The organism is Streptomyces sp. HD, assembly GCF_028369295.1.
Lineage (GTDB): Bacteria > Actinomycetota > Actinomycetes > Streptomycetales > Streptomycetaceae > Streptomyces.
In genome coordinates this window covers 24,743-40,632 of record NZ_JAQMYP010000055.1, presented here as the reverse complement: position 1 = coordinate 40,632, position 15,890 = coordinate 24,743, and the positions used below count along the sequence as shown (strand labels likewise).

Sequence of the window (15,890 nt, the reverse complement as noted above, 5' to 3'; positions counted from 1 at the left end):
AGTGCTAACGCCAATGATTAGCACTCGACCCATGAGAGTGCAAGGCGCGCTCGCGGAGCGGGCGCTCCTTTGAGGGGTGGTGGCCGGGCGACGGGCGGGCGCAGACGGCTCTCGGGGATCGAGCCCCGGGGCGGCCGTGGGCGAACGGGGCCCTGTCACGGGTTCGGGCACGGCGAAGGGCCCGCACCCCGGGAGGTGCGGGCCCTTCGAAGAAGAACGTCGCTGCTTTAAGTCGACGCGTGCTTCAGCTGGCCGCCAGCCGGACCATGTCCGCCTGCGGCCCCTTCTGACCCTGCGAGATCTCGAAATCGACCCGCTGGCCCTCTTCCAGGGTGCGGTACCCGTCCATCTGGATCGCGCTGTAGTGGACGAAAACATCCGCACCACCGTCGACCGCGATGAAGCCGTACCCCTTCTCCGCGTTGAACCACTTGACGGTGCCCTGAGCCATGCCTAACTCCCCTATTACTGGCCCTTGCACAGATCCACACTTCGCGGATCCGGGTCAGACCTCACCCCCCATCGGTCGGGGGCGTGCGCCGGAACGCGTCGACCGCGGCTGAATGTATCTGCCCAACTGCCGTCTGCAACAGGTCAATCGGACGAGAAATCCGGGCACGACCGGTCGGGAATGTGGGGACAATTCCGCTGACTTCAGGTCAAGTCGGGCCCGGCAAAGGGAACAAAAGCCGCAAAAAACCCGCACACTTTGGCTACTTCTTGTCGGGCTTGCGGCAGAAATCAAAGGCGAATCAAGGGTCACCGACCTGTGGATCGGCGACGCGTTCCCCAACTGTACCTCGCTCAACCACACAGAATTGCCCCCTCCGCTTCTCTCACGGAGGGGGCAATTCAGTGAACTCTCGGTGACCGCTGTTACCGATGGTAATGATCGGTCATTCTGTCCAGCTCAGCCACCTGCGACGGCCGGAATGATGGAGACACCGGCGCCGTCCGGCGTCGCCGTCTCCAGCCCCTGCTCGAAACGGACGTCGTCGTCATTGACGTACACGTTGACGAACCGGCGCAGCTTGCCCTGGTCGTCGAGCACCCGGGCGGCGATCCCGGTGTGGTTCTTCTCCAGGTCGGAGATGACCTCGGAGAGGGTCGCCCCCTCGGCGGCGACCTCGGCCTGCCCGCCGGTGTAGGTGCGCAGGATGGTGGGGATGCGAACGGTCACGCTCATGCGAGGCCAGCCTCTCGGAAGGAGTCCAGGTTCGGGCGGATGGTGGCGGTGAGGCCGGTGCCGGCCACCGCGTCGAGGGTCTTGAGGCCGTCACCCGTGTTGAGGACGACGGTGGTCTTGGCGGGGTCGAGTACGCCGTTCTCGATGAGCTTCTTCGTCACGCCCACCGTCACACCACCCGCCGTCTCGGCGAAGATGCCCTCGGTGCGGGCCAGGATCTTGATGGCGTCGACGACCTGCTCGTCGTTCACGTCCTCCACCGAACCACCCGTACGCCGCGCGATGTCCAGGACATACGGGCCGTCGGCCGGGTTGCCGATCGCCAGCGACTTGGCGATGGTGTTCGGCTTCTGCGGGCGGACCACGTCGTGGCCGGCCTTGAACGCGGTCGACACCGGCGAGCAGCCCTCGGCCTGAGCCCCGAAGATCTTGTACGGCTTGTCCTCGACGAGCCCGAGCTTGATCAGCTCCTGCAGACCCTTGTCGATCTTCGTGAGCTGCGAGCCGGACGCGATCGGGACGACCAGCTGGTCCGGGAGCTGCCAGCCGAGCTGCTCGCAGATCTCGTACGCCAGGGTCTTGGAGCCCTCGGCGTAGTACGGCCGCAGGTTGACGTTGACGAAGCCCCAGCCCTCGCCGGCCGGGTCGCCGATCAGCTCGGAGCAGAAACGGTTCACGTCGTCGTAGTTGCCCTCGATGCCGACGAGCTCGCCGCCGTAGACCGCGGCCATGACGACCTTGCCCTGCTCCAGGTCGTGCGGGATGAACACGCAGGAGCGGAAGCCGGCGCGGGCGGCCGCGGCGCCGACCGCACCCGCCAGGTTGCCGGTGGACGAGCAGGAGAGCGTGGTGAAGCCGAAGGCGCGCGCCGCCTCCAGGGCCTGGGCGACCACCCGGTCCTTGAAGGAGTGCGTCGGGTTGCCGGAGTCGTCCTTGATGAACAGCTTGCCGGTGTCGACGCCCAGCTCACGCGCGAGGTTGTCGGCCTGGACGAGCTTGGTCCAGCCGGGGTTGATGTTCGGCTTGGTCGCCACGTCGGCGGGGACGGGCAGCAGGGGCGCGTAACGCCAGATGTTCGCGGGTCCCGCTTCGATCCGCTTGCGGAGCTCCTCGGTGTCGTAGGCCGAGAAGTCGTAGGCGATCTCCAGCGGGCCGAAACACTCCTCGCACGCGAAGACCGGGCCAAGGGGTACCCGGTGACCACACTCGCGGCAGGAGAGCGCCGCGGCGGGACCGAGGTCTACGGTGGAGTCGGTGCTGCTTGCAACAGTCTGCACAGCCATGTGAGGCGAGGCCCTTTCTCCTCATCTTCCTCACGACGCATCTCGCCGTGAGACGGATTTGGCACCTTCCCTAGCCGGGAGCCTCACCACAACGACGTGGAAAGACCGGCTGGAGGGTTGCCGGGGCTTCATCGGGCCGTATCCCTCTGCCCCTCTGGATGAGCGGTATTCGGTTGTCAGTTCAATGACGTCGGACATGCGATGGTCATCGACGTTGTTCAAGACTGTAACCGAAGGCCAGGACAGTTGAGAGAGTCGTCCGAACCGCGAGACACATGTGAGGAGCCGCAGACTGTGCTGGAAGAAGCCGAGCGCTGGCTGAGCACCCGCTCCTGGTCCGTCACCGATCGCCCGCTCCATCAGATCCTGGCCGCCAAGCAGAGGACGGGGCAGTCGGTCTCCGTCGTGCTGCCCGCCCTCAACGAGCAGGAGACGGTCGGCCAGATCGTCGCGATCATCCGTCACGACCTCATGCAGCAGGTTCCGCTGGTCGACGAGATCGTCGTCGTCGACTCGGGATCCACCGACCGTACCTCCGAGGTGGCTGCCGCCGCGGGCGCGACCGTCGTGCACCGGGACGAGATCCTCCCGCGCATCCCGGCGATGCCCGGCAAGGGCGAGGTCCTGTGGCGCTCGCTGCTCGTCACGACCGGGGACATCGTCTGTTTCATCGACGCCGACCTGAAGGAGTTCTCCTCCGACTTCGTCTCCGGCATCGTGGGCCCGCTGCTCACCGACGCCGGGGTCGACCTGGTCAAGGCCATGTACGACCGCCCGCTCGCCGGCGCCGCCGGACAGGGCGGACGGGTCACCGAGCTGATGGCCCGCCCGCTGCTGAACATGCACTGGCCGCAGCTGGCCGGTTTCGTGCAGCCGCTGGGCGGCGAGTACGCGGCCCGCCGCAGCCTGCTGGAACAGCTCCCGTTCCCCGTCGGATACGGCGTCGAGCTGGGCATGCTGGTAGACGCGCTGCACCTGGTGGGCCTGGACGCGCTGGCCCAGGTGGACGTGGGGGTGCGCAAGCACCGGCACCAGGACGGGCAGGCGCTCGGCCGGATGTCGGCCGCGATCTACCGCACGGCCCAGCTGCGGCTGGCCCGCGGGCATCTGGTGCGGCCGTCGCTGACCCAGTTCGAGCGGGGGGAGGACGGTTTTGAGCCGCGCACGTACTCCGTGGACACGGAGGAGCGGCCGCCGATGGTGGAGATCGCCGAGTACGCGGCACGAAGAGTCGCGTAGACGGGCGTGTCGACGGTGGTGTCGCGGGCGTGCAGGCGATCGCGTAAACGCGGAAAACCGGCCGTATACAGGGCGTACCGGAGGCGCGCCGGAGCCGCCCACAGAGCGGAACCGTACGTTTGAGCGTTTCCGGACCGGGCTAGGTTGAGGCGTATGGCTTCCACGCAGGATGCGCCGGGTATGTCGGGTGCTGCCAAGGTGCTGGTCGCGTCGAACCGCGGCCCGGTCTCGTACGCCGTGCGCGCGGACGGCTCGCTGCACTCCAAGAGGGGCGGCGGCGGAGTCGTCTCCGGGCTGTCGGCGATCGGGCCGGAGGCGGGCGCGCTGTGGGTGTGCGCGGCGCTGTCCGACGGCGACCGCGAGGCGGTCCGGCGCGGGGCGGGCGAGGAGGGCGTGCGCATGCTGCCCATCGCGGCCGACGTGCACGCGGACGCGTACAACGGCATCGCGAACTCGGTGCTCTGGTTCGTCCACCACATGCTGTACCAGACCCCGCTGGAGCCGGTCTTCGACGCGGAGTTCCGGCGGCAGTGGGCGTCGTACGAGACGTACAACCGCGCCTTCGCCGAGGCGCTGGCCGGGCAGGCGGCGCCGGGGGCGGCGGTGCTGGTGCAGGACTATCACCTGTGCCTGGTGCCGGGGATGCTCCGGGAGCTGCGCCCGGACCTGAGGATCGGCCACTTCTCGCACACGCCGTGGGCACCGCCGGAGTACTTCCGGATGCTGCCGGACGACATCCGCTCGCAGCTGCTGTGGGGGATGCTCGGCGCGGACCGGCTGGGGTTCCTCACCCGGCGGTGGGCGGACGCGTTCGAGGCGTGCTGTGCGCAGTTCGTCGGCGGGCTCGGCGGTACGCGCGTCGGGGTGCACGGGCTCGGGGCGGATGCGGACTTCCTGCGCAGGCGGTCGCACCAGGAGGATGTGACCGAGCGGATGGCGGTGCTGCGGGACGAGATCGGCACGGCGGCGGACGGGAGCGCCCGTCGGACCGTCGTACGGGTCGACCGGACCGAGCTGTCCAAGAACATCGTGCGCGGACTGCTGGCCTACCGGCAGCTGCTCGACGACCACCCCGAGTGGCTCGAACGGGTGGTGCACGTGGCCTTCGCCTACCCCTCGCGGCAGGACCTCGCGGTGTACCGCGACTACACGGCCGAGGTGCAGCGGCTGGCGGAGGAGATCAACTCCCGTTACGGGACGGCGGGTTGGACCCCGGTCGTGCTCCACGTCAAGGACGACTTCGCCCGCTCACTGGCCGCGTACCGGCTCGCGGACGTGGCGCTGGTCAACCCCATCCGGGACGGCATGAACCTGGTCGCCAAAGAGGTGCCGGTCGTCTCCGACGAGGGATGCGTACTGGTGCTGTCGCGGGAGGCCGGTGCCTTCGAGGAACTCGGCGAGGACGCGATCGCCGTCAACCCGTACGACGTCATCGGCACGGCGGAGGCACTGCACGAGGCGCTGTCCATGGGGCCGGAGGAGCGAGCGGAACGCTCAAAACGCCTGGCCGCGTCCGCGACCGCGCTCCCCCCGGCCCAGTGGTTCCTGGACCAGCTGCACGCACTGGACGAGGGAACGGCGGACCGACCGGCCTGAGCGAGGCCGGCGCGCTGGGGGGCGTGGGGTTTGACCCAGACCGCTTGGGCAAAGGGGGCGGGGCGGCCGGGTCGAGCGGCGGACACGGGGGCTGCCCGGCCGAGCGGCAGGCACGCGGGCCAAGTCGCACGACGCACGCGAGACAGCCGCCCGGGCGACAAGCACGGGGCAGCCAGGCCGAGCCACGAGCACGGACGGCCAGACCACACGGCGAGCACTGCACAGCGGAGCCGAGCGACGAGCACTGGTCGGCCGGGCCGAGCGGCGGACACGGGGACAGTCAGGTCACACGGCGGGCGCGGGGGCGGGCGGGCCCAGCGGCGAGCGCGGGGCGGGCCGAGCGACGGGCGCTGGGGCGGTCGAGTGCACCGGATCGCCAAGCCCGGCCAAGCGCCGCGGGATCACCCGGCCTGCTCAGCGATCGCCCGCAGCAGAGCCACGACCCCCTCCGGGCCGTTCACCACGACATCCGCCCGCTCCGACAGTTCGGTGACCTCCTCGCTGCCGCTGCAGACCAGGAGGCCGGGGGTGCCGTCGGTGCGGAGTTTTTCGACGGCGGCGTAGGCGGGGAGGTCGCCCAGGTCGTCGCCGGCGTAGAGGACGGACTCGGCGCCGAGTTCCCGGACGTACTCGCTCAGTGCGACGCCCTTGTCCATGCCGGGTGGGCGGAGCTCCAGGACCATGCGTCCCGGTTCGACGATCAGGCCGTTGCGGGCGGCGAGGTCGGTGAGGGGGGCGCGGAGGGCGTCGAAGGTGCCCTGCGGGTCGGCCGCGCGGCGCGTGTGCACGGCGAGGGCGTGTCCCTTGTCCTCGGTCCAGGTGCCGGTCGCGGCGTGGTGCGCGTCGAGGACGCCGGGGAGTTCGGCGCGGACGGCCGCGACACCGGGGTGGGGGTCGGGTGCGGTGACCTCACCGCTGACGGCGTCCCAGCGCTCGGCGCCGTAGTGCCCGAGCACGACGAGGTGCTCCAGCCCCGGGACCCCGGCGAAACCGCCGTACCGCACGGCGACGTCGGCCGGGCGCCCGGTGACCACCGCGACGGCGGCCACCTTCGGGGCGAGTTCCGCGAGGGCCGGGAGGGCGTCGGGGTGGGCGCGGGCCTGCTCCGGGTCCGGCACGATCGGCGCGAGCGTGCCGTCGAAGTCCAGCGCGACCAGCGCCCGGGCGGGGCGGGCGAGGAGGGCGGCGAGTCCGTCGCGGCCCGGCTGGGTCGTGGGGGTCGGCAGGGGGGCCGTGGAGTCGGTCGGCTCGGAGTCGGTCAGATCCTTGTGACTGGCCATACCGCGACCCTATCCAGGGATGCGCGGACCTACCCCTCGCTCATCCTCCGCACCGGCTCTCCGCACTCATCTCTCCGCCCGCCGGGTCTCCCGTACCCGCCGCAGCCGGTTCACCGTCACCGGGTCGTGGGCCAGGGCCCTCGGGTCGTCCAGCAGGGCGTTCAGGAGCTGGTAGTAGCGGACGGGGGCCAGGCCCAGTTCCTCGCGTATCGCGCGCTCCTTGGCGCCGGGGCTCGAAAAGCCCCGGCGTTCCAGAGCGAGGACGGCCCGCTCGCGGTCGGCGAGGGTGGCGTCGGGCTGGTCCCGGTCCTGGTGCTGGTCCATGAACCGCACCGTAACGCCCGCCACCGACAACGGCGCTACTCGGCGCTCTCCACCCGCGTGGCCGTCGACTGCAGCTGACCAAGGATCGCCGACGGGCTGCCGCCCGCCGAGACCGTCCTGCCGATGCGCTTCTTGACGTCCGCGCTGACCGCGGCCCAGGAGGTCCGGCCGACCGGGTAGAGCTCGGAGGCCGACAGCTGCTCCAGGAACGGCTTCAGGTCGGCGTCCGCCTTGGCCTCGGCCATCACGCCGGACGCGGAGTTCGTGACGGGAAGCAGGTCGTACTGACGCGAGAAGTCCAGGACGTTGTCCTTGTCGTAGACGAAGTCGAGGAACTCGCCCACCTGCTCGGCATGGCCGTTCTGCTTGAACGCCATCATCCAGTCGGCCACGCCCATGGACATCTTGGTGGGCCCCTCCACCCCGGGCATCGGCACCATGCCGTACTTCACGCCCTTCTTCTCCGCCATCTGCATCAGGGACGGGTGCCCGTTGAGCATGCCGACGTCCCCGGCGGCGAAGGCGGAGAACGCGGCGGCCCGGTTGAGCTCGCCCGGCGCGACCGGGCCGGTGAGCCCCTTGGCGACCAGGTCGTTCTTGAGCCAGTCGAAGGTGGCGACGTTCTCGGTGGAGTCGATGCTGTACGTGCCGAGGTCGGCGTCGGTGTAGCCGCCCCCGCCGCTGAGCAGCCACTGCATGGTCTCGGCCTGCGCCTCCTCGGGACCGAGCGGCAGCGCGTACGGGTACTTCACGCCCTGCGCCTTGAGCACCCCGGCGTCGGCCGCCAGCTGCTTCCAGGTCTTCGGCGGGGTGAGGCCGGCCTTCTCGAAGAGGGTCTTGTTGTAGAAGAGCAGCCGCGTGGAGGAGGCGAACGGAATGCCGTACTGCACGCCGTTGACCTGCCCCGCGTCCGCGAGCTGGGAGACGAAGTCGGCCTGGACGGGGATGGAGAGCAGGTCGTCGGCCTGGTAGAGGAGGTCCTTCGCGGCGTAGTCGGCGTAGGCGCCGATCTGCGCCATGTCCGGGGCCTCCCCGGCGTCGACCATCTTCTTGACCTCGGCGTCGACGTCGGTCCAGGAGTACACCGAGACGTCGACCGTCACACCGGGGTGCTCCGCCTCGTACGCCTTGACCAGCTTGTCCCAGTACTTCTGGGAGCCGTTCGCGGGGCTGTCGCCGTAGTCGGCGGCCACCAGCTTCAGCGTCACCCCGTCGCCCGAACCTCCGGTCAGCCCGCAGCCGCCGAGAACCGCCGCCAGGCCCAGCGCGGTCACCGCCGCGATCGTTCCCGTACGTCCTGTGCTCCTGTGCCGCTGCACGCGAACCCGCCCCACACCCATGCTCGAAACTTTCGAAACGTCATACATATTGCCCCCATAAGGTCTACACCACGTAAGTGGACTAGACCTCTCGCGGGTGCGCAAGACACACTGTCCCCCGTGAGACATGTCATCGCCCTCGATGTGGGCGGCACCGGGATGAAGGCCGCCCTGGCCGGGGCGAGCGGCGAACTGATCCATCAGGCCCGCCGCCCGACCGGACGCGAGCGCGGCCCGGACGCGGTCGTCGAGAGCATCCTCGACTTCGCCGCCGAGCTCGGCGCGTACGGCGAGGAGCACTTCGGCGAGCCCGCGGCCGCCGCCGGCGTCGCCGTCCCCGGCATCGTCGACGAGGACAACGGCGTCGCCGCCTACGCGGCCAACCTCGGCTGGCGTGACGTACCCCTGCGCCGACTGCTCTCCGAACGGCTGGGCGGCATCCCCGTCGCCCTCGGCCACGACGTGCGCACCGGCGGTCTCGCCGAGGGCCGGATCGGCGCGGGCAAGGGCGCCGACCGCTTCCTCTTCGTGCCGCTCGGCACCGGGATCGCCGGTGCCATCGGCATCGACGGCCGGGTGGAGGCGGGCGCGCACGGCTTCGCGGGCGAAATCGGCCACATCGTTGTACGGCCCGGCGGGGCCCCCTGCCCGTGCGGACAGCGCGGCTGTCTGGAGCGGTTCGCGTCGGCGGCGGCGGTGAGCGAGGCATGGGCCGCCGCCTGCGGGGACCCGGAGGCGGACGCTGCCGACTGCGCCAAGGCCGTCGCGTCCGGTGACCCGAACGCCGTACGGATCTGGCAGGAGGCGGTGTCCGCCCTCGCCGACGGCCTGGTCACCGCCCTCACCCTGCTGGACCCCCGCACCCTGATCATCGGTGGCGGCCTGGCCGAGGCGGGGGAAACCTTGTTCACACCCCTGAGGGACGCGGTCCGGCGCCGGGTCACTTTCCAGAAGCTGCCGGAGATCGTCCCTGCAGCTCTGGGCGATACCGCCGGATGCCTGGGTGCCGGCCTTCTGGCCTGGGATCTCCTCGACCAAACCGACCGTACGGAGGTAACCCCCTGATGGCGAACGCCCTAGGGGCGCGGGACAGCGCTGAATCTGCGGCTAACGCCGCGTGGGCGCGACCAGCCACACCGAACCCGCAGCCCGCAACCGACAAGGCGCCCCTGATCCTGTCCGGCGCCACCGCGGTCATGCCCACGGGAACCGTCAAAGACGCCCAAGTAGTCATCGACGGCACCCGAATCGCCGGCACAGCCCCAGAGAACGCTCACCGCATCGACCTCACCGACCACTGGCTCCTCCCGGGCTTCGTGGACATCCACAACCACGGCGGCGGCGGAGCCTCGTTCACCTCAGGCACGCCGGACGACGTGGTCACCGGCATCCACACCCACCGCCTGCACGGCACCACCACCCTCGTCGCCTCCACCGTCACCGGCGACATGGACTTCCTGGCCCACCGCGCGGGCCTGCTGTCGGAGCTGGCCGAGCAGGGTGACATCGCCGGCATCCACTTCGAGGGCCCGTTCATCTCCCCGTGCCGCAAGGGCGCGCACTCCGAGGCGCTGCTGCGCGACCCGGACCCGGCGGACGTGCGCAAACTGATCGACGCGGCGCGCGGCCACGCGACGATGGTCACCCTCGCCACCGAGTTGCCGGGCGGCATCGACTCCGTACGCCTGCTGGCCGATCACGGCGTCATCGCGGCGATCGGGCACACGGACGCGACGTACGAGCAGACGGTGGAGGCGATCGAGGCGGGTGCGACGGTCGCCACGCACCTCTTCAACGCGATGCCGCCGCTCGGCCACCGTGAGCCGGGCCCGATCGCGGCGCTGCTGGAGGACGAGCGGATCACGGTCGAGCTGATCAACGACGGCACCCACCTGCACCCGGCCGCCCTCCAGCTGGCGTTCCGTCACGCGGGCGCGGACCGGGTCGCGTTCATCACGGACGCGATGGACGCGGCCGGTTTCGGCGACGGCCGCTACATGCTCGGCCCGCTGGAGGTGGAGGTAGCGGACGGCGTGGCACGCCTCGTCGAAGGCGGCTCGATCGCGGGGTCCACCCTCACCCTCGACCGCGCCTTCAAGCGGGCGGTGACGATCGACCGGCTGCCGGTGGAGCACGCGGTGGCAGCCCTGTCGGCGAACCCCGCCAAGCTGCTCGGCCGCTACGACCGCATCGGCTCGCTGGAAACCGGCAAGGACGCCGACCTAGTGATCCTGGACGCCGACTTCGAGCTCAAGGGCGTGATGCGCCGGGGCGAATGGGTGGTTGAGCCACAACTGGGCTGATCTGTCCTGCTGTTGGGGGCGGCGGTTGTCCTGCGAGACTGGGACGGCCGCCGCCCGTTTGGCATGATCAGGGCCACCGGGCGGAGCGTCCGGCGGACAGACGGCGAACACATGCTGAATTTCTTCGGGGGAGGTCGGCCCGGGTGATCCTCACGGTCACGCTGAACACCGCTCTCGACATCACCTACCGGGTACGGGCGCTACGCCCGCACGCGTCCCACCGGGTCTCCGAGGTGACCGAACGCCCCGGCGGCAAGGGCCTGAACGTGGCCCGGGTGCTGGCGGCCCTCGGCCACGAAGTGACGGTCACCGGCTTCGCGGGCGGCGCGACGGGACGTGTCGTCCAGGGTCAGCTGACGGCCGCCCCCGGTGTGGTGGACGCCCTGGTCCCAGTGACGGGCGCGACCCGCCGCACGATCGCCGTGGTCGACGAGCTGACCGGCGACACGACCCAGCTCAACGAACCCGGCCCGACGGTCACCCCCGCCGAGTGGTCCGCCTTCCAGGAGGCGTACGAGGGCTTGCTGGCCTCGGCCTCGGCAGTGGCCCTGTGCGGCAGCCTGCCGCCGGGGGTGCCGGTGGGGGCGTACGCCACTTTGGTCCGCTCCGCGAAGGCCGCCGGGGTTCCGGTGCTGCTGGACACCGCCGGCGAGGCACTGCGCCGCGGTATCGCCGCCCGCCCTGACCTCATCAAGCCCAACGCCGACGAACTGGCCGAACTGACGGGCTCCCACGAGCCGCTCCGCGCAACGCAGGACGCACGCAGGCGCGGCGCCCGAGCAGTCGTCGCCTCCCTGGGCGCGGCGGGCCTCATCGCGGCGACCCCCGAGGGCCGCTGGCGAGCCACCCCACCCACCCGCCTCCACGGCAACCCGACGGGCGCCGGCGACTCGGCGGTCGCAGGCCTCCTGTCGGGCCTGGTGGAGAAGCTCCCGTGGCCGGACCGACTGGCCCGGGCGGTGGCACTGAGCGCGGCGAGCGTCGTGGCGCCGGTGGCGGGCGAGTTCGACCACAGGACGTACGAGGAGCTGCTGGGGAGGGTGGCGGTGACCGGAGAGGTCACCGCGGCCTGACGGTTACGACGACGACTTGACCCAGCCCTTGACCAGCCACATCTGGTCGAGGAGCGCGTCGCACTGATTGCCCTGCTCGCACGAGACCTTGATCGTGTTCGTGCCCTTGTTGAGCTGGATCCAGTTGTAGGTCTTCGTCCAGCCCTTCTCGTAGTCGCCTTCGGGGCCGCCCGACCAGTTCTTCAGGTCGACCGGGCTGTCAGAGGCCGTGCCGTTGACGGTAAGAGTGGCGTTCTGGTCCTTGCCGGGGACGCTGTAGCCGACGAACACCGTGTACTTGCCGGACTTCGGGATGCCGCTGACGGTCCAGGTGACCGAAGAGCCGACCTGGTTGAAGCCGCTGACGTAGATGCCGCCGTCCGCCTTGGCGCCCTTGATGTCGGACGCTGTGGCGGCCGTGCCGCCGAGGGCGAGGGCCTTGGCGTCGATCGTCGGCAGGTCCTCTTCGGCCGCCTGGCTGTTGCTGTTCGATGGACTCGGCGCGCTGCTCTGCTGGGACTGCGTCGGCGTCGCATCCGCCTTGCCGTCGGCCTTGTCCTTGTCCTTGTCGCCGCCCAGCATGGCCACGCTGATGCCGATGACGACCGCCGCGACGACCGCGATGGCGCCGATCAGCAGGCCCTTGGTGTTGGGGCCGCCGCGGCCGGACCCGGACCCGCTGCCGCCGCTGTAGGACGGCTGCTGGGTGGTCTGGGCGCCGCCGGGCAGCGTCTCCGGCGCCGCGTAGTGGGCGTTCGGCTGGCCGTAGGCGCCCTGCTGTTGCGGTATCGGGGGCGCGGCCTGCTGCGGCTGGCCGTACTGGCGCTGCCCGACCGCTCTCACCCGGTTGACCGAGCCCGGGTAGCCGTAGCCCCCGCCACCCGACGGCGGCTGGGCCCCGTTGGCCTGCCCGTCGGCGTAGAGGTAGCCGAACGGGTCGTCGTCCTCGGGCGTACTCGCGCCGTTGTTGCCGGACGTCATCCCTTGGTACTCCTCACCAGGTGCGGGCGTTGCGGTATGCCGGTCAGACTGGCGAGCCTACCCGCTCCCGCTGGCCCAAACAGGTGACTCAGACCGCATCAGCTCGCTGACCTGGGATTCACCCCGCGCGTCTGTGTTGTTTGGGACGAGATCGTTTCTCTACGTACATCCGCTCGTCGGCGGACTTCAACACTTCGTCCGCGGTCATGCCGCAGTGTGCCCACCCGATCCCGAAGCTGGCGCCGACGCGGACCGCCCGCCCCTCGGCCCGGATGGGCTGGATGATCTCGTTGCGCAGGCGTACCGCGAGGTCCTCGGCGTCGGCCCGGCCGAGTCCGTCGGCGAGGATCACGAACTCGTCGCCGCCGAGCCGGGCGACGGTGTCGCCGTCGCGGACCTGGCGGGTCAGCCGCCGGGCGACCTCGATGAGAACCGCGTCACCCGCGTTGTGCCCGAACCGGTCGTTGATCGACTTGAAGCCGTCGAGGTCGCAGAAGAGCACCGCGAGCCCCTTGGCGCCTTCGTCACGCTCGCTCTCGTCCGGGGCGACGGTGTGGACATGGTGGTCGTAGCCGTCGAGCGCCGCCGCGGCCGGCCGGAAGTCGAAGCCGTGACCGTTGGCGTCGTACACGGCGGGGTGGCCGTAGGCCGCGTCGGTGGACTCCAGGGCGCCCGCGTGGGCGGGGCGCTTGCACAGCCGGGCGGCCAGCCGGGAGCGCAGCTCGGCGGAGTTCGGCAGTCCGGTGAGGGAGTCGTGGGAGGCGCGGTGGGCGAGCTGGAGCTCGCGGCGCTTGCGGTCCTCGATGTCCTCGACGTGGGTGAGCAGGAACCGGGGCCCGTCGGCTGCGTCAGCGACGACGGAGTTGCGCAGCGAGACCCAGACGTAGGTGCCGTCGCGGCGGCCGAGGCGGAGTTCCGCGCGGCCGCCCTCCGCCGAGGTCCGCAGCAGGGTGCCGATGTCCTCGGGGTGGACCAGGTCGGAGAAGGAGTAGCGGCGCATCGCGGAGGCCGGGCGGCCGAGGAGGCGGCAGAGCGCGTCGTTGGTCCGCAGGATCCGGCCGTGCTGGTCGCCGCCCATCTCGGCGATGGCCATGCCGGAGGGGGCGTACTCGAAGGCCTGCCTGAAGCTTTCCTCACTGGCGCGCAGGGCCTGCTGATCGCGCTCCAGCCTGACCAGCGCCCGCTGCATATTCGCGCGTAGACGTGCGTTGCTGATGGCGATCGCCGCCTGGAACGCGTACATCTGGAGCGCCTCGCGCCCCCACGCGCCGGGCAGCCGGCCGTTGCGCGGCCGGTCCACGGACAGGACGCCGATCAGCTCGCCGCACGAGCCGCCCGGCACGCCGGGCGTGTACATCGGCGCGAAGAGGCGGTCGGAGGGGTGCCACTCGTCCTCGAAGCGGGGCGCGGGCCCGTCGGTGTACCACTGCGGGACGTCGTCGTCGTCGAGGATCCAGCCCTCGGTGTGCGGGATGAACACCAGGTCGCCCCAGTGCCGCCCCATGCTCAGCCGACGCTCCCAGGAGTCGCGGGAGCCGACGCGGCCGGTGATCAGGGCCTCGGCGGCGGGGTTGCCGGCGAAGGCGGCGACGACGAGGTCGCCGTCGGGGCGTACGAGATTGACGCACGCGAGCTCATAGCCGAGGCCGGTGACAACGCCGTCGGCGACGGTCTGTAGTGTGTCCGCCAGGCTACGGGCCGTGTTCATGTCAGCCATGACCTGGTGCAACTGTCGCAGGGTCGCAAGGCGGACATACGGCTCCGACTCGGTCTCCATGCTCGCCCTCCCCCCGAGACCTCGCAGCGAATCAAGGGTTCTACTTCGGCGTAACTTCCCTTGCTAGTTCCCCGCCACTGAATCACAGCGCGCTGCTCACTCGGTACACAGGGTCAACAATTAATGGCCCTTGTGACTCAAGTCACAGGTAAACGTGAACAATTGAGCGGTGTTTCTGCGTTTTTCCTGTGCGTTTACTGAACGCAAAGTTTGTGCGCGTGTGGAGATCCCACGTCCGTCGGGAGTCCTAGGTCCGGTCTCGGCCCTCGGCCCGATGTGAAGGGTGCGGGAGCGACATTAGCGTTTCCGGCGTGCCGAACACTTCTCCTCCCCCCACAGCGCCCGTGCCCGCCGTCCTCCCCGCCTCCAGGAGCGCCTCCGGGCATGCTGTGGGAGTGAGCAACGACGAGTTCCGTGCCGCGATGTCACGACTGGCCGCGGGTGTGGTCCTGGTGACCGCGCTGGAGCCGTCGCTGGACCCCGACGACCCGCACGCCCCGGCCGGCGAGGACGTCGGCATGACGGCGACGGCGTTCATGTCGGTGTCCCTGGACCCGCCATTGGTGCTGGTCAGCCTGCGTGACGGCTCCCGCATGGACGACCTGCTCGCCGAACAGCCCCTGTGGGCGGTCTCGGTGCTCTCCGAGAGCCAGCGCCACATCGCCGGCCGCTTCGCCATGAAGGGCCGGGTCAGCGACCGGCTGCTGTTCGCCGACATCCCGTACGTCCGCGGCGGGGAGACCGGCGCCCCGCTGGTGGGCGGCGCCCTGGCCACCCTGGAGTGCCGCACCGAGCAGCGGGTGACGGCCGGCGACCACACCCTGGTGATCGGCCGCGTTCTGTCGGCCTCGTTGCCGAGCTCGGACGGGGGTCCGCTGACGTATTTCCGCGGGCGATACCGGCAGTTGGGATGAAGCACCGGTCGGGATGACCCGCGCGGGCCGAGAGCGGCACGGCACGCAGACAATTCCGTGGCCGTCGGCCGATCACCCGCTTTACCGTTCCGGGATGACGTCGACCACTTCCACGCTCCGCCTCGAAAAGATCACACCCGTGAACTTCGAGGCCGCGACCGGCATACGCGTACGCCCCGAGCAGGAATTCGCGGTCTCCCCCGTGATGAAGTCCCTCGCCGAGGCGTACGTCCATCCCGCGGGCGTCGCCTGGCCGCGTCTGATCGTCGACGGCGACCGTCCGGTCGGCTTCCTGATGGCCTTCTTCGACATCGACTGGCCCGGCGACGACGGCACCATCCGGCGCTCCGGGCTGTGGCGTCTGAACATCGCCGCCGACGAACAGGGGCGCGGATACGGCCGGTTCGCGGTCGAGTCCGTCGCCGCGGAGATCCGCCGCCGGGGCGGCAGCCGGCTGTACGTCACCTGGCACCCGGGCGCGCACGGCCCCGAGGACTTCTACCTCGGGCTCGGCTTCCGCCCCAACGGGGAGACGAGCGAGGGGGAGACGGTGGGGGTACTGGAGCTCGACGACTAGGGGGTGTTGTGAAAGTCCCGTGCGGTGCCCGCGCCCGCCGCGGCAGCGGCTGGTGTCAC

15 protein-coding genes and 1 riboswitch are annotated in these 15,890 nt (G+C 70.5%); of the genes, 7 read left to right on the top strand and 8 right to left on the bottom strand.

What is annotated here, in order from left to right:
- Nucleotides 1-244: 244 nt before the first annotated feature.
- From POF73_RS37590 to thrC, 3 genes are all read right to left on the bottom strand, one after another.
- Complete coding sequence (locus POF73_RS37590) at nt 245-451, bottom strand: cold-shock protein (protein ID WP_030050353.1); 207 nt, start codon at nt 449-451, stop codon at nt 245-247.
- Nucleotides 452-910: 459 nt separating this feature from the next.
- Nucleotides 911-1,186 (bottom strand): MoaD/ThiS family protein, encoded by a 276-nt coding sequence (locus POF73_RS37585; protein ID WP_161166812.1) that lies wholly within the window; start codon nt 1,184-1,186, stop codon nt 911-913.
- Entirely contained in the window at nt 1,183-2,469 is a 1,287-nt protein-coding gene (gene thrC / locus POF73_RS37580; protein WP_272123758.1) for a threonine synthase, read from the bottom strand. The genes POF73_RS37585 and thrC overlap by 4 nt, the downstream gene beginning before the upstream one ends.
- Before the next feature lie 18 nt (nt 2,470-2,487).
- Nucleotides 2,488-2,634, bottom strand: a riboswitch (SAM riboswitch).
- Nucleotides 2,635-2,763: 129 nt separating this feature from the next.
- Here thrC and POF73_RS37575 point away from each other — a divergent pair.
- The gene (locus POF73_RS37575) at nt 2,764-3,708 is read left to right on the top strand and encodes a glucosyl-3-phosphoglycerate synthase (protein ID WP_272123757.1); all 945 of its coding nucleotides are present in this window, start codon (nt 2,764-2,766) and stop codon (nt 3,706-3,708) included.
- Nucleotides 3,709-3,861: 153 nt separating this feature from the next.
- Nucleotides 3,862-5,304: an alpha,alpha-trehalose-phosphate synthase (UDP-forming) gene (locus POF73_RS37570; RefSeq protein ID WP_272123756.1), complete on the top strand. Its 1,443-nt coding sequence runs from the start codon at nt 3,862-3,864 to the stop codon at nt 5,302-5,304.
- A 401-nt stretch (nt 5,305-5,705) separates the two neighbouring features.
- On the opposite strand, the gene otsB is transcribed toward POF73_RS37570, so the two are convergent.
- The 3 genes from otsB to POF73_RS37555 form a co-directional block, all read right to left on the bottom strand.
- A complete protein-coding gene (gene otsB / locus POF73_RS37565; protein WP_272123755.1) occupies nt 5,706-6,584 on the bottom strand; it encodes a trehalose-phosphatase in 879 nt (292 codons plus the stop codon).
- A 66-nt stretch (nt 6,585-6,650) separates the two neighbouring features.
- Entirely contained in the window at nt 6,651-6,908 is a 258-nt protein-coding gene (locus POF73_RS37560; RefSeq protein WP_272123754.1) for a DUF3263 domain-containing protein, read from the bottom strand.
- Nucleotides 6,909-6,943: 35 nt separating this feature from the next.
- Nucleotides 6,944-8,248: an ABC transporter substrate-binding protein gene (locus POF73_RS37555; RefSeq protein WP_443049707.1), complete on the bottom strand. Its 1,305-nt coding sequence runs from the start codon at nt 8,246-8,248 to the stop codon at nt 6,944-6,946.
- 99 nt (nt 8,249-8,347) lie between these two features.
- Here POF73_RS37555 and POF73_RS37550 point away from each other — a divergent pair, with 99 nt between their 5' ends.
- From POF73_RS37550 to POF73_RS37540, 3 genes are all read left to right on the top strand, one after another.
- Complete coding sequence (locus POF73_RS37550; protein ID WP_272123752.1) at nt 8,348-9,292, top strand: ROK family protein; 945 nt, start codon at nt 8,348-8,350, stop codon at nt 9,290-9,292.
- Between the two features lie 131 nt (nt 9,293-9,423).
- Nucleotides 9,424-10,530 carry an N-acetylglucosamine-6-phosphate deacetylase gene (gene nagA, locus POF73_RS37545; RefSeq protein ID WP_272123751.1) on the top strand — a complete coding sequence of 369 codons (1,107 nt, stop codon included), beginning with the start codon at nt 9,424-9,426 and terminating at the stop codon, nt 10,528-10,530.
- Between the two features lie 143 nt (nt 10,531-10,673).
- Nucleotides 10,674-11,603: a 1-phosphofructokinase family hexose kinase gene (locus POF73_RS37540; RefSeq protein WP_272123750.1), complete on the top strand. Its 930-nt coding sequence runs from the start codon at nt 10,674-10,676 to the stop codon at nt 11,601-11,603.
- A gap of 3 nt (nt 11,604-11,606) precedes the next feature.
- Here the strand turns inward: POF73_RS37540 and POF73_RS37535 are convergent, their stop codons facing one another.
- Entirely contained in the window at nt 11,607-12,563 is a 957-nt protein-coding gene (locus tag POF73_RS37535; RefSeq protein WP_272123749.1) for a CBM35 domain-containing protein, read from the bottom strand.
- 118 nt (nt 12,564-12,681) lie between these two features.
- Nucleotides 12,682-14,340: a diguanylate cyclase CdgB gene (gene cdgB / locus POF73_RS37530; RefSeq protein WP_272123748.1), complete on the bottom strand. Its 1,659-nt coding sequence runs from the start codon at nt 14,338-14,340 to the stop codon at nt 12,682-12,684.
- Nucleotides 14,341-14,651: 311 nt separating this feature from the next.
- Between cdgB and POF73_RS37525 the strand changes: the two genes are divergently transcribed.
- Both POF73_RS37525 and POF73_RS37520 read left to right on the top strand, forming a co-directional pair.
- Nucleotides 14,652-15,254 (top strand): flavin reductase family protein, encoded by a 603-nt coding sequence (locus POF73_RS37525; RefSeq protein WP_443049706.1) that lies wholly within the window; start codon nt 14,652-14,654, stop codon nt 15,252-15,254.
- Nucleotides 15,255-15,348: 94 nt separating this feature from the next.
- The gene (locus POF73_RS37520) at nt 15,349-15,831 is read left to right on the top strand and encodes a GNAT family N-acetyltransferase (RefSeq protein ID WP_272123747.1); all 483 of its coding nucleotides are present in this window, start codon (nt 15,349-15,351) and stop codon (nt 15,829-15,831) included.
- The last annotated feature ends 59 nt before the right edge of the window (nt 15,832-15,890 follow it).

Excerpts from the sequence above, each read along its gene's own strand:
- POF73_RS37520 (WP_272123747.1), top strand. The coding sequence starts at position 15,349 with ATGACGTCGACCACTTCCACGCTCCGCCTCGAAAAGATCACACCCGTG.
- thrC (WP_272123758.1), bottom strand. The coding sequence starts at position 2,469 with ATGGCTGTGCAGACTGTTGCAAGCAGCACCGACTCCACCGTAGACCTC.
- nagA (WP_272123751.1), top strand. The coding sequence starts at position 9,424 with ATGCCCACGGGAACCGTCAAAGACGCCCAAGTAGTCATCGACGGCACC.
- POF73_RS37590 (WP_030050353.1), bottom strand. The coding sequence starts at position 451 with ATGGCTCAGGGCACCGTCAAGTGGTTCAACGCGGAGAAGGGGTACGGC.
- POF73_RS37585 (WP_161166812.1), bottom strand. The coding sequence starts at position 1,186 with ATGAGCGTGACCGTTCGCATCCCCACCATCCTGCGCACCTACACCGGC.
- POF73_RS37560 (WP_272123754.1), bottom strand. The coding sequence starts at position 6,908 with ATGGACCAGCACCAGGACCGGGACCAGCCCGACGCCACCCTCGCCGAC.
- cdgB (WP_272123748.1), bottom strand. The coding sequence starts at position 14,340 with ATGGAGACCGAGTCGGAGCCGTATGTCCGCCTTGCGACCCTGCGACAG.
- POF73_RS37570 (WP_272123756.1), top strand. The coding sequence starts at position 3,862 with ATGGCTTCCACGCAGGATGCGCCGGGTATGTCGGGTGCTGCCAAGGTG.
- otsB (WP_272123755.1), bottom strand. The coding sequence starts at position 6,584 with ATGGCCAGTCACAAGGATCTGACCGACTCCGAGCCGACCGACTCCACG.
- POF73_RS37535 (WP_272123749.1), bottom strand. The coding sequence starts at position 12,563 with ATGACGTCCGGCAACAACGGCGCGAGTACGCCCGAGGACGACGACCCG.
- POF73_RS37555 (WP_443049707.1), bottom strand. The coding sequence starts at position 8,248 with ATGGGTGTGGGGCGGGTTCGCGTGCAGCGGCACAGGAGCACAGGACGT.